Consider the following 18,409-nt stretch of genomic DNA (forward strand, 5'->3'; position numbering starts at 1 on the left):
TTAGGAGGTTGAGATTGTGAAAAAAAATGTAGAAGAGCTAAAAAAGATAGCTCAAAAAGTTAGAAAAGATATTATAATGATGCTAACTGAATCAGGATCAGGTCATCCAGGTGGTTCACTATCTTCAGTAGAAATTTTAACTACATTATATTTCAATGAAATGAATGTAAACCCTGAAGATGTAAGAAATACAAATAGGGACAGATTTGTTCTTTCTAAAGGCCATGCTGCACCTGTATTATATAGTACACTTGCAAGAAAAGGATATTTTGACGTTGCAGAATTAAAAAAACTTAGAAAACTTGGATCAATTCTTCAAGGTCATCCTAATATGAATGAGGTACCGGGTGTAGATATGTCCACAGGATCATTAGGACAGGGAATATCTGCAGCAGTAGGTATGGCTTTAGCTGGAAAAGTTGATAAAAAAGATTATAGAGTATATACATTACTTGGAGATGGAGAACTAGAAGAAGGGGAAGTTTGGGAAGCATCAATGGCAGCAGCTCAGTATAAATTAGATAATCTTACTGCATTTGTTGACCATAATGGACTTCAAATAGATGGACCATGTAAAGAAGTAATGTCCGCAGAGCCTATTACTGACAAATTTGCAGCTTTTGGCTGGAACGTAATAGAAGCAGATGGACACAATTTTGAAGAGCTAATTAATGCTATAGAGGAAGCTAAGAAAGTAAAAGGAAAACCAACAGTAGTAGTATGTAAAACTATAAAAGGTAAAGGAGTATCTTTTATGGAAAATCAAGTAGGTTGGCATGGAAACGCTCCAAGTATGGAACAATGCGAGCAGGCTTTAAAGGAAATTGGAGGTGAAGAATAATGGCTAATAAGATTGCGACAAGAGAAGCTTATGGAAAGTCTTTGGCAAAAATAGGTAGAGAAAATGAAAATATAGTTGTACTTGATGCAGATTTATCTAAATCTACTAAAACAGCAGAATTTAAAAAGGTTTGCCCTGAAAGATTTATAAACATGGGAATTGCAGAAGGTAATATGATGGCAGTAGCAGCTGGTATGTCAACTTGTGGTAAAATACCTTTTGTAAGCAGCTTTGCTATGTTTGCAGCAGGAAGAGCTTTTGAGCAGATAAGAAATTCTATATGTTATCCTAAATTAAATGTAAAGATATGTGCAACTCATGCAGGAATAACAGTAGGAGAAGATGGAGCGTCTCATCAATCTGTAGAGGATATTTCATTAATGAGAAGTATACCTAATATGACAGTGATATGCCCAAGTGATGCAGTAGAAACAGAAGCTGTAATTAAGGCTGTTAGTGAACTTAATGGGCCTTGCTATGTAAGACTTGGAAGATCAGGTGTGCCGGTTATAAATGATAGACCTGAGTATAAATTTGAGCTAGGAAAGGCTGTAACACTAAGAGAAGGAAAAGATGCAACTATTATTGCTACAGGTATAATGGTAGATGCAGCGTTAGAAGCATATAATACTCTTTCTGAAGAAGGAATAAAGGTTAATGTTATAAATATACATACAATAAAACCTATAGATAAAGATGCTATAATAAGTGCAGCAAGAGAAACAGGAGTGGTAATAACTGCTGAAGAGCACAGTATAATTGGTGGATTAGGTTCTGCCGTGTGTGAAGTATTAAGTGAAAACATTCCTACACCAGTAGTAAGAGTTGGAATAAAGGATACTTTTGGTGAAAGTGGAAAGCCAGCAGAGCTTTTAAAAGCTTATGGATTGACTTCAGACGATATAGTAAAAGCAGTTAAAAAAGGTTTAAACTTGAAATAGGATAATATGTAATTGGCGGTATTTTAATAAAATACCGCCAATTTTAATTTAAGAAACTTGAAGTTTAGGAGTAATTTTCTATAAGTGTATCATTTTATTAACAAAAAATTAGCATAATACTTTTTAATTTGATGTCGTATTATGTTATAATGTTTTTATTAATGCACAAGAGTCTGTAAACTTAATATGCATGTAAGGAGATGTTTGAATGATACAGTTTAATAATGTAAGCAAAGTGTATAATAATAATATATTTGCCCTATCAAATATAAACGTAAATATAGAAAAAGGGGAATTTGTTTTTTTAGTAGGACCTAGTGGAGCAGGTAAATCTACCTTTATAAAAATTCTATTAAAAGAAGTACAACCAACCAGTGGTAGTATAATAGTAGGTAATACTGATATAACAAATTTAAAAAGAAGTAAAATACCATATTATAGGAGAAAGATAGGAGTAGTGTTTCAAGACTTTAGGCTAATTCCTACACTAAATGTTTATGAAAATGTAGCTTTTGCTATGAGAGTAGTAGAAGCACCTTTAAAAGAAATAAGAAAAAAGGTACCAGTAGTTTTATCTCTTGTAGGATTAACTAATAAATATAAGGCTTTCCCACATGAGCTATCAGGTGGAGAACAACAGAGAATATCTTTAGCAAGAGCTATAGTAAATAGCCCATCTATACTAATTGCAGATGAACCTACAGGAAACTTAGATCCTGAGACTTCAATGGATATTATGGAAACTTTAAATGATATAAGTCGTGCAGGAACTACTGTTGTTATGGCAACTCATGCTAAAGATATAGTAGATACTATGAGAAAAAGAGTTATAGCTATAGAAAAAGGCGTTATAGTGAGAGATGAGCAAAGGGGTGCATACGGATATGAGGATTAGTACAATTAAATTCTTTATAATAGATTCTTTAAAGAGTTTAAAGAGAAATAAAACTATAAGTAGCGCAGCAGCAGCTACTGTTGCAGCAACTCTTTTCATATTAGGAGTTTTTTGGCTTACTATATTGAATGTTAACCAGGGAATTCTTGAAGTAGAATCAAGAGTAGAAGTACAAGTTGTATTAAAAGATAATATAACCATGCTGCAGCAAAGAGATTTGGAAAAGAAAATAAAGGATGTAGATGGTGTAGAAGAAGTTAACTATGAAAGTAAAGCCCAAGCTATAGAAAAATTTAAAAAGCAGCTAGGAGATAAAAATAAGGGATTATTGGATGGATTGGAAAAGGACAATCCTCTTCCTAATTCATATATAATAAAGGTTCAAAAACCAGAAGTAGTATCTAATGTTGTAACTGCAATAAAGGATATGACAGGTATAGATCAGATAAAAGACGGTAGGGATGTTGTAAACAAAATTATAACAATAACAAAGACTATAAAGTGGGTTGGAAGTGTAATGTTTGTAATACTAATGGGAGTTTCATTATTCTTAATAGGTAACACTATAAAACTTACAGTATATTCAAGAAGAAGAGAAATAGGTATAATGAAATATATAGGAGCTACAGATTGGTTCATAAGATGGCCATTCATAATTGAAGGTATGATAATTGGAGTTGTAGGCGGTATAGTAGCAGATATAATTTTATATTATGCTTACAGAATGGCTTATACAAAAGTTTCATCAGGATTAGTAATGATTCAATTAGTTGAACCTCAATATGTTTTATTCAATATTCTAGGATTATTTATATTAGCAGGTATGATTATAGGAGCAGCAGGTAGTATTTCTTCTATAAGGAAATTCTTGGATGTTTAATAGGCATGCAGTTTAATACTGCATGCTCATTTTTTATAAGTTTTAGAAATAGTTTTGCAAATTTATTTTTAATGTTATAATTATTTAAGATTTATATAAGTATATAAATATACAGATGTATAAGTTTTAAATTAAAGAGGTGAAAAATTTGAATAATAAAAAGAAATGGATAGCATTAACCATAGTAGCTGTACTTGTTACAAATACCATTACTTTATTTGGAACAAAATCATACATTGTGAATAACAGCAAAATAGGTAGGTTCTACAAACTATTTCAGGTGGAGAATGATTTATATAGATATTATGATGGAAATATAAATGAATCGGACTTGGTAGAGGGAGCTATTAAAGGAATGACAAGTGCACTAAATGATCCTTACACAGTGTTTATGAATAAAAAAGAATTTGATGAATTTAATACTCAAACAGAGGGGAATTATAGTGGAGTAGGAATACACGTTCAAGCTAAAGATGATAAAATTATTATAGCTGATGTAATTGAAGACTCGCCAGCTAAAAAAGCAGGAATACTTCCTAAAGATGAAATAGAAAAAGTAAACAATACTCAAGTAACAGGAAAAGAGCTTGATAATGCAGTTGCCTTAATGAAAGGTAAAGAAGGAAAGGAAGTTACTTTAACTTTAAATAGATCAGGTAAGGGAGTTTTTGATGTTAAATTAAATACAGCAAAAATAAATTTAGTTACAGTAAAAGGAGAAATGATAGATAGTAATGTAGGTTACATACAAATTTCAATGTTTGATGAAAATACAGCTAAAAATCTCAAAAGTAAGCTTGAAGAACTTAAAGGCAAAGGTATGAAATCACTTATAATAGATTTAAGAGGAAATCCAGGTGGGCTTTTAAATGAGTGTGTTGATATGGTTTCTAACTTCTTACAGAAAGATAAAGTTGTGGTTTCTACTATAGATAAATATAAAAATAAACAAGAATATAAATCAAAAGTTAATGGAGAGTTTGTAGGATTACCTCTTACAGTTCTTACCAATGTAGGTTCAGCTAGTGCTTCAGAGATATTTTCTGGTGCTATAAGAGATTATAAGATAGGAACTTTAGTTGGTGAAAAGACTTTTGGAAAAGGTGTTGTTCAAACTATGTTAGATACAGGAAATGGGACTGCACTTAAGGTTACAGTTTCAAAATATTACACTCCAAAAGGAGAAAATATACATCATATTGGTATAAAGCCAGATGTAGAGGTAACTTATCCGGATGAACTCAGAAAGAAGGAATATGATAGAAGTGCAGATCCTCAATTTAATAAGGCACTTGAGATAGCTAGAACAAAAATAAAATAATAGACATTTATGATTTTAATTAAAAGTAAATATACATAATATATTTATGGATTTTAAGTTAGGCAGTGTTTTCTGTCTAACTTCATTTATGGAGAGGGGAAAATAGCTTAATGAGTATTTTGTTATATACTTTAAAATCAGTAGCATTTGCGTTGACAAACCCGTATTTAGTGACATTTTTAGTGATTTTAGCATTTGTGCTTTATAGACGAAATAAAAAAACTACTATCATGCAGAAGATGATAATAGGAGAAAGAATAAATTCTGCTTTTGAGCTTACTATATCTCAAATTGTTATAGGTATTTTTGCAGGTACTCTTGCTAGTATTATGATGTCATATTTAGGTATTGTGTTTGATGAAACTTCAGCTGTAGATTTAATATTTTTGCTGTCCATAGTTTTTATGTTTTTCAATCAGAGATTTATATGTTTTTCTTATTCTGGATCAGCACTTGGCATTATAAGCATGCTATTAGGATTTCTTGCAGTTAGTTTACAAATGCCTAGGTTAGATTTATTAAAAATAGATATAGTAGCCCTTATGAGTATGATCGCAGTGCTGCATTTTATAGAAGGACTTTTGATAATTGCAGATGGTAGTACAGGTTATATACCTGTATTTACAAATAGAAATGGTAAAATAATAGGTGGTTTCGCTCTTCAAAGATATTGGGCACTTCCTGTAGCCATGTTTTTTATTCTGCATAATGCATCGAATATAGGAGTTTCATCGCAGGTAGCTGTGTCTACACCAACCTGGTGGCCTATAGTAAAAAATTCTTTACCTGAAAATATATTAAAAAATGCACTTCTTGTTTTAATGCCTTTTTATGGAGTTATAGGCTATAATAGTATAACTTTTACAAGAAGTAAAAAGGAAAAGAAATTTATTTCTGGAGGTCTAACTATAGTATATAGTTTAGCTTTGTTTGCATTAGCACAGGTAGCTACGTTAAATGTATTTTTAAAAATTTTAGTACTTATATTTGCGCCACTTGCACATGAAGGAATTTTAATTTTACAAAGACAATTTGAGTTGAAAGGTACTCCTAAGTATATAAGTAATGAAGAAGGTATAATGGTTTTAGAAGTTGCGCCTAATTCTCCAGCTAATGAAATGGGGATTTCAACTGGAGATTTGTTAGTAGAAGTTAATAGTGAAAAAATAGAGGATGAAGAAAAGGTAACCAAAATTATTAAGGAAACCTCAAATTTCATTTGGTTTAAGGTAAAAAAGGTTACTGGTAAATTTGAAGAAGTAAGTTATAATAAAATGAATAATTCGAAAAGATTAGGAATAGTATTTGTGCCAAAGGGTGTGCCAAAGGATAGTATGGTAGTAAAATTTGATGAAACAAGGTTTGCGGAGATATTAGATAAAATAAAAAATAGAGATAAGGATGAATAGAGAATGGGAGAGTTTAAGATACATTCTAAATTTAAGCCTACAGGGGATCAGCCAGAAGCTATAAATAGTATAGTAAAAAGTATAAATAGTAATGAAAAGTTTCAAACTCTTTTAGGAGTTACAGGGTCAGGTAAAACTTTTACAATGGCAAATGTAATTGAACGTGTAAAAAAGCCAACTTTAGTTTTAGCTCATAATAAAACTTTAGCAGCACAATTATGTTCGGAGTTTAGAGAGTTTTTCCCGGATAATTGTGTAGAGTATTTTGTATCTTATTATGATTATTATCAACCGGAAGCTTATGTTGCTCAAACAGATACCTATATAGAAAAGGATGCTTCAATAAATGATGAAATAGATAAATTAAGACATTCAGCAACTTCTGCTTTGTTAGAAAGAAGAGATGTAATTGTAGTAGCATCAGTATCTTGTATATATGGATTAGGAAATCCGGAAGAATATAAGAAGCTTACTTTATCCTTAAGAGAAGGTATGATTAAGGATAGAGATGAAGTCTTAAAAAAGCTTGTAGAAATACAGTATGAAAGAAACGAAGTGAATTTTGTAAGAGGTACATTTAGGGTAAAAGGTGATGTGCTTGATGTATTTCCTGCATCTTCCAGTGGTAAAGCTATAAGAATAGAATTTTTTGGAGATGAGATAGATAAAATAAAGGAATTTGATGCATTAACGGGGGAAACCATAGGAACTAGAAAGCATGTGTCTATATTTCCAGCATCTCACTTTGCAGCATCTAAGGAAAAGTTGGAAATGGCTATAAAATATATAGAAGTAGAATTAGAAGAAAGAGTAAGGGAACTTACATCTCAAGATAAGCTTTTAGAAGCACAGAGATTAAAGCAAAGAACTAATTTTGATATAGAAATGATGAGGGAAGTGGGCTATTGCAGCGGCATTGAAAATTATTCGAGAATAATGGATGGCAGGGCAAAAGGAACCCCGCCTCAAACACTTATAGATTATTTTCCTGAAGACTATTTGCTTTTTATAGATGAAAGTCATGTTACTATGCCTCAAGTAAAAGCTATGTATGCTGGAGATAGATCCAGAAAAGAGTCGTTGGTGGAGTATGGATTTAGATTACCTTCTGCTTTTGACAACAGACCTCTTAAATTCAATGAATTTGAAGAAAAATTAAATCAAGTAGTTTTTGTAAGTGCCACTCCAGCAAATTACGAGTTGGAACATTCCACCAACGTGGCAGAACAAATAATAAGACCAACTGGACTTTTAGATCCTAAAATTGAAATTAAACCTATTAAGGGACAAATAGATGATTTATATACAAATATATTAGAAACCATAAAAAGAGGATTTAGAATTCTTGTAACTACTCTTACAAAGAAGATGGCAGAAGATTTGTCAGATTATTTTAAGGAAATGAATATTAAAACAACATATTTACATTCTGATATAGATACCATAAAAAGAATGGAGATAATAAGAAATTTAAGAAAAGGTGAAATTGATGTTTTAATTGGAATAAATCTTTTGAGGGAAGGATTAGATATACCTGAAGTTGCTTTGGTTGCTATACTTGATGCGGATAAAGAAGGTTTTTTAAGGTCTGAACGTTCTCTTATTCAAACAATAGGAAGAGCTGCTAGAAATTCAGAAAGTAAAGTTATAATGTATGCAGACAATATGACAGATTCTATGGATAAAGCTATATCTGAAACAAATAGAAGAAGAGAAATACAGATGGAATATAATAAAAAGCATAATATAACACCTAAAACTATTAAAAAAGACATAAGAGAAGTAATTGAAGCTACTAAGATTTTAGAGGATAAAGCACAATATGATAGTTTAGAAGAGGCTGTAGAGGCAAATAATGAAAATATAGATTTATTAATATCAAAGTATGAAAAAGAAATGAAGCAAGCAGCTAAAGAATTGCAATTTGAATTGGCAGCTCAGTTAAGAGATAAAATACTAAAATTAAAAAAACAAAAAAATAAGAGCTAATGATTATGAAGTGAAGTGTATTTAGGTATATTTACTATAAGAAAAATGAGGAGTGTAAATAGAAGTAATGAAGGATAAAATAGTAATAAAGGGTGCCAAGGTTCATAATTTAAAAAATGTAGATTTGGAAATTCCAAGAGATAAGTTAATTGTATTTACGGGATTATCTGGTTCAGGAAAATCCTCTTTAGCTTTTGATACATTATATGCAGAAGGTCAAAGACGTTATGTTGAATCTCTATCTGCTTATGCAAGGCAGTTTTTAGGACAAATGAATAAGCCAGATGTAGAATATATAGAGGGATTATCTCCAGCAATATCTATAGATCAGAAAACAACAAGCAGGAATCCTCGTTCTACTGTGGGAACTGTTACTGAAATATATGATTACTTAAGGCTTTTGTATGCAAGAATAGGAACACCGCATTGTCCTAAATGTGGAAAAGAAATAAAACAACAAACAATAGATCAAATGGTAGATAGAATAATTTCCATGGAGGAAAGGACAAAAATTCAAGTATTGGCACCTGTAATAAGAGGACGAAAAGGAGAGCATGTAAAAGTATTAGAAAATATAAAGAAGAATGGATTTGTTAGAGCTAGAATAGATGGAAATATTGTAGAGTTAGATGAAGAAGATGTTAAGCTTACTAAAACCGTAAAACATACTATTGAAGTAGTTGTGGATAGACTTATTATTAGAGAAGATATAAGAAGCAGGTTAGCTGATTCTATTGAAACTGCACTAAAAATATCTGATGGTATTGTTATTATAAATATTATTGGAGGAAAAGATATTTTATTTAGTGAAAAATTTGCTTGTGTTGACTGTGGTATAAGTGTAGGAGAAATAGCACCAAGAACATTTTCTTTTAACTCACCTTATGGAAAATGTGAATGCTGTGATGGTTTAGGTACTCTTATGGAGATAGATGAAAATTTAGTGGTACCTGATAAAAGCAAGAGCATTACTGGTGGAGCTATTGAAACAATGGGCAGCGGAAGTTTAAAAGAGGATTCCTGGACTTTTAGTATATTAAAGGCACTTGCTAAGGAATATAAATTTTCTTTAAATACACCAGTTGAAAAGCTGGATCCAGAAATAATGAATATTATATTTTATGGTACTAAGGGACATAAGATAAAAGGAAAGTATAAAGGCGAAAATGGAGTAATGGAATTCAACCATGCTTTTGAAGGTGTTATTAATAATTTAAAAAGAAGGTACTTAGAAACTAATTCTGATTACATTAAAAGCCAGATTGAATCATATATGAGCGATACGCCATGTACTGAGTGTGGTGGAACTAGACTTAAGAAAGAGGCTTTAGCTGTTACTGTTGGAGAAAAAAATATAGCAGAGTTTTGCAAAATGTCCATAAAGGATGAATTGAAGTTCTTAGATGAAGTTGAATTGTCGGAAAAAAATAAGGTAATTAGTGACCAGATATTAAAAGAAATAAAAAGCAGATTAAAGTTTTTGATAGATGTAGGACTTGATTATTTAAATTTATCTAGAGCTTCAGGAACTTTATCTGGAGGGGAATCACAAAGAATAAGACTTGCAACTCAGGTGGGATCAAGCTTAGTAGGTGTATTATACATTCTTGATGAACCAAGTATAGGGCTTCATCAAAGAGATAACGATAGATTAATTGCTACCTTAAAACATTTAAGGGATATTGGTAACACTTTAGTTGTAGTAGAACATGATGAAGATACAATGAGAGAAGCAGATTTTATTGTAGACATAGGTCCGGGAGCAGGAGAACATGGTGGAGAAATAGTGGAAGCAGGAAATATTGATAAGATAATTAGCAATAAACGATCTATAACAGGTCAGTATTTAAGTGGAGAAAAGAAAATACTTATTCCTGCACATAGGAGAGCTGGTAATGGAAAATATATAACAGTAAAAGGAGCTAGACAAAATAATTTAAAAAACATAGATGTAAAATTTCCTTTAGGAATGTTTACATGCATTACAGGGGTTTCAGGATCAGGAAAAAGTACTTTAGTAAATGAAGTATTGTACAAAGGATTAAATAAGATACTAAATAAATCTAAGAATAATCCAGGACTTCATAAGAATATACTTGGAGTAGAAAATATAGATAAAATCATAAATATAGATCAGAGTCCTATAGGAAGAACTCCAAGATCTAATCCGGCTACGTATACAGGAGTTTTTGACATCATAAGGGAAGTTTTTGCTAGTACTTCAGAATCTAAAATGAAGGGATATAAGCCGGGAAGATTTAGTTTTAATGTTAAAGGTGGAAGATGTGAAGCCTGCAGTGGAGATGGAATAATAAAGATAGAGATGCAGTTTTTATCAGATGTATATGTACCATGTGATGTTTGTAAAGGAAAAAGATATAATAATGAAACTTTACAGGTTAAGTATAAAGGTAAAAATATCGATGATATTTTGAATATGACAGTAGAGGAAGCCTTACAGTTCTTTGAAAATATACCTAGGATAAAAAATAAATTGCAAACCCTTATGGATGTAGGGCTTGGATATGTAAAACTAGGTCAGCCATCAACCCAATTGTCGGGAGGAGAGGCTCAAAGAATAAAATTAGCATATGAATTATCTAAAAGAAGTACCGGGAAGACTCTGTATATTTTAGATGAGCCAACCACAGGGCTTCACATAGATGATGTAAGCAAACTTATAAGTATATTGCAAAGAATTGTAGACACGGGAAATACAGTGATCGTCATAGAACATAATTTGGATGTTATAAAATGTGCTGACTGTATTATAGATCTTGGTCCAGAAGGTGGAGAAAAAGGCGGAGAAGTTATTTTTGTTGGAAAACCAGAGGAAATAGTAAAAAGTAGCAGGTCTTATACAGGACAATATTTAAAAAAGATGTTATAATTTAATAAGACTAGCAGCTAATCTACTCTGATGCTAGTCTTTTCATGTGTAAGAGGTATATTAAGTAAAGTTCATTAAAAAGTATAGGAGCAAGAAGGTGATTATATGGATCTGAATAAATTAAGTTTAATCTTTAAAATTATAATAATAGCTATAGTTTACATTATAATTTTTTTAGCTCTTAGAATAATGTATAAAGATATAAAAGGCGGGGGCAAAAAAAATAAAAGAAGAAATAGAAAATCTTTTGGATTAGAAGTTATCAATGCTGGTAACAATTCTAACTTAAGAAAAGGTGCTGTTATACCTATTCATGGTGAAATAAGCGTAGGAAGAAAAAGTGGGAATTTTATTGTATTGGACGACCCATATGCATCAGGTTATCATGCAAGGATATTTTTAAAAAACAATGATTGCATATTAGAAGATTTAAATAGTACTAATGGCACATTATTAAACGGAAATAAATTAAAAGGCAGGAAGTATTTAAATTCAGGTGATGAAATTACAATAGGAAACACATCATTTAAAGTAATAAGGTAAGATTAAATTTTTAATTTAAAATTGGTGGTGAGTGAATTTGGATACTAGTAGAGATGAGAAAAAACTTTTAAGATATACATACCTTTTGTGTTTGGTGTGTTTTGCTAATTTGGCTGTGCTTAAGCAACCACTAGATAGGAATGCTATGGTTATGGCTGTAGTTACATGTTTGCTTATAGGATATTCTTATTTTATAATAAGAAAGTTTTTTTCTGATGGAGATAAATACATTTTTATATTTTCAAGCATACTATCTGTCATAGGTATTGTTATGATATATAGATTAAATATGGCTAGTTCTATAAAGCAAATTATATGGTTTGCTATAGGAGTAACAGGCTTTATATTGATAGTTGTTGTACTTCCAGACTTAAAAAGTTTTAGTAAATATAAGTATATATATTTAGTAATTACTATAGTTTTTATGGGGGTTGCTACGTTATTTGGTAGGGAAGTTAATGGTTCTAAAAACTGGATTTTCATAGGAAGCTATGGATTTCAACCATCGGAATTTGGTAAACTATTTTTAGTAGCCTATCTAGCATCTGCTTTAAAGGAATATAAAAATTTTAAAAATTTAATAGAGCCAGGAATAGTAGTAATGCTATGCTTAGGATTTATGGTATTACAAAGAGACTTAGGATCTGCGCTTATATTTTTTGGAATATCAATAACTATGTTATATATAGCTACATCTAAATTTAAGTATGTAATTGCATGTTTTGCGTTATCTTCAATAGGAGCTGTAGCAAGTTATAAGCTTTTTGATCATGTAAGAACAAGAGTATTAATATGGCAGAATCCTTGGCCATATGCTACAACAAAGAGTTATCAGGTAGTACAGTCTATGTTTTCTATAGCATCAGGAGGACTCACAGGATCAGGACTTGGACTTGGACATCCAGAATATGTTCCAGTTAATACTACAGATTTTATATTTGCAGCATTATGTGAAGAGTTAGGGATACTTATAGGTTTCGCTATAATAATATTGTATTTCTTACTTTTTTACAGATGTATGAGGGCTGCGGTATATGAAGAAGATAATTTTTCAAGGCTTTTAGCAGTAGGATATGCGGCTATGATTGCATCACAAGTTTTGGTTATAGTAGGGGGAGTTATGAATGCTATTCCACTTACAGGTATAACATTACCTCTTGTAAGTTATGGAGGAAGTTCTATGCTTATTACGTTTTTTTCTTTAGGTATAATTCAGAAGATATCAGAAGAGGGTAGGTAGATTATGAATGATATATCAAATAACATAAAAAAGGTTCTTATGATTTTTTTGATATGCTTTATAGGGTTAATATCCTATATAACTTATTTTGAAATGGTTGAAGGTCCTAAGATAGTAAATAATTCATATAATAGAAGGCTGTGGGTTAAAAGAAATGAAGTTTTAAGAGGAACTATTTATGATAGAAATGGAAAGCCTCTTACTAAAAGTTCTAGGGTTAACCAAGAAACTCAAAAAAGAGAATATACAGGTGGAGAAATATTTGCACATGCATTAGGATATGTAGATATAAAATACGGTATCACAGGCTTAGAAAGAAAATATGATAAGGAATTAATGGATACTGATATTGAAGATAATATTAAGAGTTTAATAAAAAATAAAGGTAAAGAACAAGAAAAAATAGGTGATAGTTTAAAAACTACTTTAGATTATGATGTTCAAAATAAAGCCTATGAGCTTTTAGGAGATAATAAGGGTGCTGTGGTAGCACTAAATCCTAAAACAGGAGAGGTTTTATCTATAGTTTCAAAGCCATCTTTTAATCCTAATAACTTACAAGAAATATGGCAATCTGTAAATACTGATCAAAATAGGCCTCTTTTAAACAGGGCTACAACAGGATTATATCCGCCGGGATCAACCTTTAAAACAGTTACAGCTGTAAGTGCATTAGAGAATATGCCTGGCATTAGAAATAGGACATTTGAAGATAACGGAGAATTAAGAATAAGTGATAAATATTCGCTTCATAATTTTGCAGGTGAAACATTTGGAAGTATAGATTTTAAAAATGGTTATGTTCATTCAAGTAACGTAGTGTTTGGTACTTTGGGACTAGAACTTGGAAATGACAAATTAAAGGAAACATCAGAAAAATTTTTCTTTAATAAGGATATACCAGCAGATGGAATTCCAGTAGAACAGAGTAAGTTCCCTACTTTAAAAAAGTATGAAAAAGGAAGTATTGCTCAAAGTGCTATTGGGCAGAGTAGTGATTTAGCAAGTCCACTTCAAATGGCATTAGTTTCAGCAACTATAGCCAATGGTGGTACAATGATGAAACCTCAATTAGTAAAAGAAGTGGTAACAAGTAAAGGACAGCTTGTTAAATCAGTGCAGCCAGAATCATTAGGTCAAATTATTTCTACAAATACTGCCAATACTATGAGAGATTTTATGAAATCTGTTGTTGAAGAAGGAACTGGTGGAAATGCTTCTATTGAGGGAGTGGAGGTGTGCGGTAAAACAGGAACAGCTGACCATCAAGAGAATGGTAAGGATGCTCCACCTCATTCATGGTTTATAGGTTTTGCTCCTTATGATGATCCACAGGTAGCAGTAGCAGTAATTGTGGAGAATGGAGGACAAGGAGGTAAGGCAGCAGCTAGTATAGCATCAGAAGTAATGAGAACAGCTTTAAAAAAGTAGAAAATAAAGGTGGTGCTTAATTTGAAAATTGAAGATATTAATAAAGCCAGTAATGGAGATGTCATTGAAGTTCTAGCAATGGTAAATGATAAAAGAACAGGATATAAAAAGGACGGAAGCCCTTATATTATTATGATAATGCAAGATAACACAGGCTCTATATCTTTTCCAGTATGGGATAACTATGATAGATTAATGAATTCAATGGAAGAGGGGAGCATTGTACATGTAAAGGGATTTGCAGGAAGTTTTAATGGAAATATGCAAATAAAAAATCCTGTAATACAGGTAGTTCAGAAAGATGTAAATTATTCAGATTTTGTACCGTATTATGATGTTCCTAAAGAACTTATTGAATATTTTATTGAAACTATAAATAAATTAGAGGATAGGTATAAAAAGATAGCTGTGGCGGCTACAGGCGCACTAGGATATAGTGAGGAAAGATGGAATGCATTTTTAAATTGTGTTGCAGCGGAAAAATTTCATGGTAATAAGAGGGGAGGACTTTTTATACATACTGTAGGTGTCATGAAAACTATGGAAAGTATATTGAGTAATTATATAGATAATCCATTTTATATGAATGCAAGTAGTGTGATAAATAAAGACAGACTTATATTAAAAGCAGTAGTGCATGATGTTATGAAAATAAAAGAATATCAGTACGATGGTGTAATAAAAAGGAAGCCTATAAAATTGGATCATATAATAATGGGGGCAGCATATATATCAGAAATAAATAAAGAAGTAGGAAATGTTCTTTCAGAAGAAGAGTTAGATGATATATGCTATTCTATACTTTCACATCATGGTGAGTTTGGAAAATTTGAAACTAAGGGCGTAGAAGATATATTGTTAAATGTAGCTGATATAGTAGATAGCCAAATTGTAAATGCTGTAGAAAATAAAATATAGATTGGCATTAAGTGAAAAACTAAAGCTATGAAATTAGGCATCTGAAATAAAATAACAAGTCCAATATGTGACGGATATTTTTGTAAGACAAGGAGACAGGTTCCGCAGATAGTTGTGCTATCTAAGGGTTCTGTGAACGTAGTGTTATAAAAAATAGACTAGCATATGGACTTGTTATTTTATTTCAGATGCCTCAAGGTGTTAAACCTATATTTCATAGCTTTTATATTTCTATTTACTTTATAGTTATGTTAAAAAAGAAATTCGCTAAATTTATAATATAAATATTGTTTGAAAATGAATTATAAATGACATGTGTAGCAACAATCTGTCACCATAAATAGCAATATCTTACATAAATTTTTAAGTTTTATATTTTCCCGGGAAATTTTGTTGTAAAAAGTAAAATTATTATTATTTTAATGATATAATATAGTCAATAATAGGGTTATTTAAAATTGCCATAAAAATACAAACTGAATTGTTTTTTTATGGTATAAAAAGGAGAAAATATGAAAGGAAAAACTCATGCAGGCCTTGGAATAGTTACTTTTTTATCAGTTTATAATAATTTGCCAGGAAAATTTAATTATATTGGTATGATGGTAGTTATTTTGGCATCAGTTTTGCCGGATATTGATCATCCTAAAAGTATTATAAATAAGTATATATTGCCGTTTAGAAATAAAGCTACAAAGGTTACTTTATATATGTGTTTGGGTATAATAATTTTATGGTATGATTATTTGTATGCAAAACAACCTGCATTTAAGGCATTAGGAGTTTCTTTTATGATGATAGCCATATCATCCCATAGAAATGGATTAACCCATAGTCTTTCAGGCATGATTATATTTTCTTTTATAGTGGGATATATAGGAAATATGTATAACATACATTATCTGGTATATTATTTCATGATAGGTTATGGGATGCATTTATTATGTGATATGGCAACTAATAGAGGGGTTCCTCTCTTATATCCTTTTAAAAACAAAAAAGTGAAATTGCCTATTACGTATAAAACTAATTCAAAAATAGGTAATTCTATAGAAGAATTACTTATGGTATTTGGACTTTTATTTATAATATACAAGCTTCCTCAAATTTTTGCAAAGTAATGTTTAGTAAAAATATGCATTGGTTAAATAATATTCAGATATTTTAGGAGTGATCATGTGTTTGACTTTGAATATCATTTGAAGGTTTTACCTGATAAGCCAGGGGTTTATTTAATGAAAAATAACTTAGGTGAAATAATTTATGTCGGTAAGGCTAAAGTATTGAAAAATAGAGTAAAGCAGTATTTTCAAAATTCACGAAGCCATTCTGAAAAAGTGAAGGCAATGGTAAAAAATATTGCTGAATTTGAATATATAGTAACAGATTCTGAAATGGAAGCTTTAATTTTAGAATGCAATCTAATAAAAAAGTATACACCAAGATATAATATATTATTAAAAGATGATAAGCATTATCCTTTTATAAAAATTACTACCAATGAAGATTTTCCAAGAATATTTGTAACTAGGATTTTGGCTAAGGATGGTGGAAAGTATTTTGGTCCATATACAGATTCTTCAGCAGTTTATGAAACTATAGAACTTTTGAAGAAAGTATTTCCAATAAGGACCTGTAGAAAGTTGATAAAAGAGAACAGCGAAAAAGTAAGACCTTGTCTAAATTATCATATAGGTTTATGTAAGGCACCTTGTGGTGGGAATATAACAAAATATGAATATAATAAAATGGTTTCTGATGTCATAGAATTATTATCGGGTAAGGATAAGTTTATAATAAGTTCATTAAGAAATGACATGGAAAAAGCTTCTGAAAATTTAGAGTTTGAAAAGGCAGCAGCATTAAGAGATAAAATTATGGCTGTAAATAAAATTACAGAGAAACAAAAAATAATAACTGGAAACTTTGAAGATGAAGATTTTATTAATGTTTATAGTGATGAAAAAGACAGCTGTATTCAGGTGTTTTTTTTGAGAAATGGTAAGATAACAGGGAGAGAACATTTTATTATAGAAAGTACGGAAGGTACTAATAGTAAGGAAATAATAGCTGATTTTATAAAAGGATTTTATGGCGGAACTGCATACATACCTAAAACATTGTATGTTCCTGAGGTGGAAGATCAAATGTTGTTAGAGCAGTGGTTGGCAATAAAAAAGGGATCTAAAGCAAGTATAAAGATTCCTCAAAAAGGAAGCAAGAAAGATACCTTGAATTTAGTACAAAAAAATGCAAAAATGACTTTAGAAAACTTTAAATTAAAATTTATTCAGGATAGAAAATTGTATGATGAGTCATTAAAAGATTTATCTAATATACTGGAATTAGATAGTGCAGCTCATAGAATAGAAGCTTATGATATATCAAATATTCAAGGGGTAGATTCAGTAGGTACTATGGTAGTCTTTGAAGAAGGAAGACCTAAAAATAGTGATTATAGAAGATTTAAAATAAACACAGTAAAAGGTGCTAATGATTATGAAAGCATGCGTGAAATTTTAAGCAGAAGATTTCAGCACGGTTTAGATGAAATAGAGAAGATACAAAAAACTAAATTAGAATTAAGTGCGGGAAGGTTTTGTATATTTCCTGATTTAATTCTTATGGATGGAGGAAAGGGTCAAGTTAATATTGCACTAGAAGTCTTAAAAAGTTTTAATATACATATACCTGTTTGCGGCATGGTTAAGGATGATAAGCATAATACAAGAGGACTTATATACAATAACGAAGAAATTTTAATAGATTCACATTCTAATGTTATGAAACTTATTACTAGAATACAGGATGAAGTTCATAGATTTGCTATAACTTATCACAGAAGTTTAAGGAATAAAAGAATTCTTCACTCCATACTGGAGGATATACCAAATGTAGGAGAAAAGAGAAGAAAGGAACTTTTAAAGAGTTTTGGAAGTATAGAAAATATAAAAACTGCAAAATATTCAGAACTTATAAATGTGCCTTCTATTGATAGGAAGGCAGCAGAAAGTATCATAGAGTATTTTAAAAATAATAGCAAGTAGAGTATTTAAAGAAAACTTATAAGCTATTTCAGATAAATCTTGATTAAGCATAATACATACATTA

At 30.7% G+C, this 18,409-nt stretch carries 14 protein-coding genes; all 14 read left to right on the plus strand.

The genetic code is table 11. The annotated features are described in order from the left end of the window. Positions 1–16 precede the first annotated feature (16 nt). The 14 genes from HBE96_RS06085 to uvrC all read left to right on the plus strand — a co-directional run bounded on the left by HBE96_RS06085 (position 17) and on the right by uvrC (position 18,345). Positions 17–841, plus strand: coding sequence for a 1-deoxy-D-xylulose-5-phosphate synthase N-terminal domain-containing protein (locus tag HBE96_RS06085; RefSeq protein ID WP_169296864.1), 825 nt, complete (start codon positions 17–19; stop codon positions 839–841). Further along, a complete protein-coding gene (locus HBE96_RS06090) occupies positions 841–1,782 on the plus strand; it encodes a transketolase family protein (RefSeq protein ID WP_169296865.1) in 942 nt (313 codons plus the stop codon). Before HBE96_RS06085 ends, HBE96_RS06090 begins: the two co-directional genes overlap by 1 nt. Positions 1,783–1,990: 208 nt before the next feature. Then, positions 1,991–2,677 carry a cell division ATP-binding protein FtsE gene (gene ftsE / locus HBE96_RS06095; RefSeq protein WP_169296866.1) on the plus strand — a complete coding sequence of 229 codons (687 nt, stop codon included), beginning with the start codon at positions 1,991–1,993 and terminating at the stop codon, positions 2,675–2,677. Beyond that, positions 2,667–3,557 carry a permease-like cell division protein FtsX gene (gene ftsX, locus HBE96_RS06100; RefSeq protein WP_169296867.1) on the plus strand — a complete coding sequence of 297 codons (891 nt, stop codon included), beginning with the start codon at positions 2,667–2,669 and terminating at the stop codon, positions 3,555–3,557. Before ftsE ends, ftsX begins: the two co-directional genes overlap by 11 nt. A gap of 148 nt (positions 3,558–3,705) precedes the next feature. Beyond that, entirely contained in the window at positions 3,706–4,878 is a 1,173-nt protein-coding gene (locus HBE96_RS06105; RefSeq protein WP_169296868.1) for a S41 family peptidase, read from the plus strand. A gap of 110 nt (positions 4,879–4,988) precedes the next feature. Continuing rightward, the gene (locus HBE96_RS06110; RefSeq protein ID WP_169296869.1) at positions 4,989–6,287 is read left to right on the plus strand and encodes a PDZ domain-containing protein; all 1,299 of its coding nucleotides are present in this window, start codon (positions 4,989–4,991) and stop codon (positions 6,285–6,287) included. 3 nt (positions 6,288–6,290) lie between these two features. Next, complete coding sequence (gene uvrB, locus HBE96_RS06115) at positions 6,291–8,276, plus strand: excinuclease ABC subunit UvrB (protein WP_169296870.1); 1,986 nt, start codon at positions 6,291–6,293, stop codon at positions 8,274–8,276. Between the two features lie 67 nt (positions 8,277–8,343). Further along, the gene (gene uvrA, locus HBE96_RS06120) at positions 8,344–11,166 is read left to right on the plus strand and encodes an excinuclease ABC subunit UvrA (protein WP_169296871.1); all 2,823 of its coding nucleotides are present in this window, start codon (positions 8,344–8,346) and stop codon (positions 11,164–11,166) included. 105 nt (positions 11,167–11,271) lie between these two features. Continuing rightward, entirely contained in the window at positions 11,272–11,709 is a 438-nt protein-coding gene (locus HBE96_RS06125) for an FHA domain-containing protein (protein ID WP_169296872.1), read from the plus strand. Between the two features lie 37 nt (positions 11,710–11,746). Beyond that, on the plus strand, positions 11,747–12,949 hold the full coding sequence (locus HBE96_RS06130) for an FtsW/RodA/SpoVE family cell cycle protein (RefSeq protein ID WP_169296873.1): 1,203 nt from the start codon (positions 11,747–11,749) through the stop codon (positions 12,947–12,949). Positions 12,950–12,952: 3 nt separating this feature from the next. After that, complete coding sequence (locus HBE96_RS06135; RefSeq protein ID WP_169296874.1) at positions 12,953–14,380, plus strand: peptidoglycan D,D-transpeptidase FtsI family protein; 1,428 nt, start codon at positions 12,953–12,955, stop codon at positions 14,378–14,380. A gap of 21 nt (positions 14,381–14,401) precedes the next feature. Next, the gene (locus HBE96_RS06140; RefSeq protein WP_169296875.1) at positions 14,402–15,298 is read left to right on the plus strand and encodes an OB-fold nucleic acid binding domain-containing protein; all 897 of its coding nucleotides are present in this window, start codon (positions 14,402–14,404) and stop codon (positions 15,296–15,298) included. Between the two features lie 512 nt (positions 15,299–15,810). Beyond that, entirely contained in the window at positions 15,811–16,419 is a 609-nt protein-coding gene (locus HBE96_RS06145) for a metal-dependent hydrolase (RefSeq protein ID WP_169296876.1), read from the plus strand. Between the two features lie 57 nt (positions 16,420–16,476). Continuing rightward, positions 16,477–18,345 carry an excinuclease ABC subunit UvrC gene (gene uvrC, locus HBE96_RS06150; protein ID WP_169296877.1) on the plus strand — a complete coding sequence of 623 codons (1,869 nt, stop codon included), beginning with the start codon at positions 16,477–16,479 and terminating at the stop codon, positions 18,343–18,345. Positions 18,346–18,409 lie beyond the last annotated feature (64 nt).

It is taken from the genome of Clostridium muellerianum, assembly GCF_012926525.1.
Taxonomy (GTDB): domain Bacteria; phylum Bacillota; class Clostridia; order Clostridiales; family Clostridiaceae; genus Clostridium_AM; species Clostridium_AM muellerianum.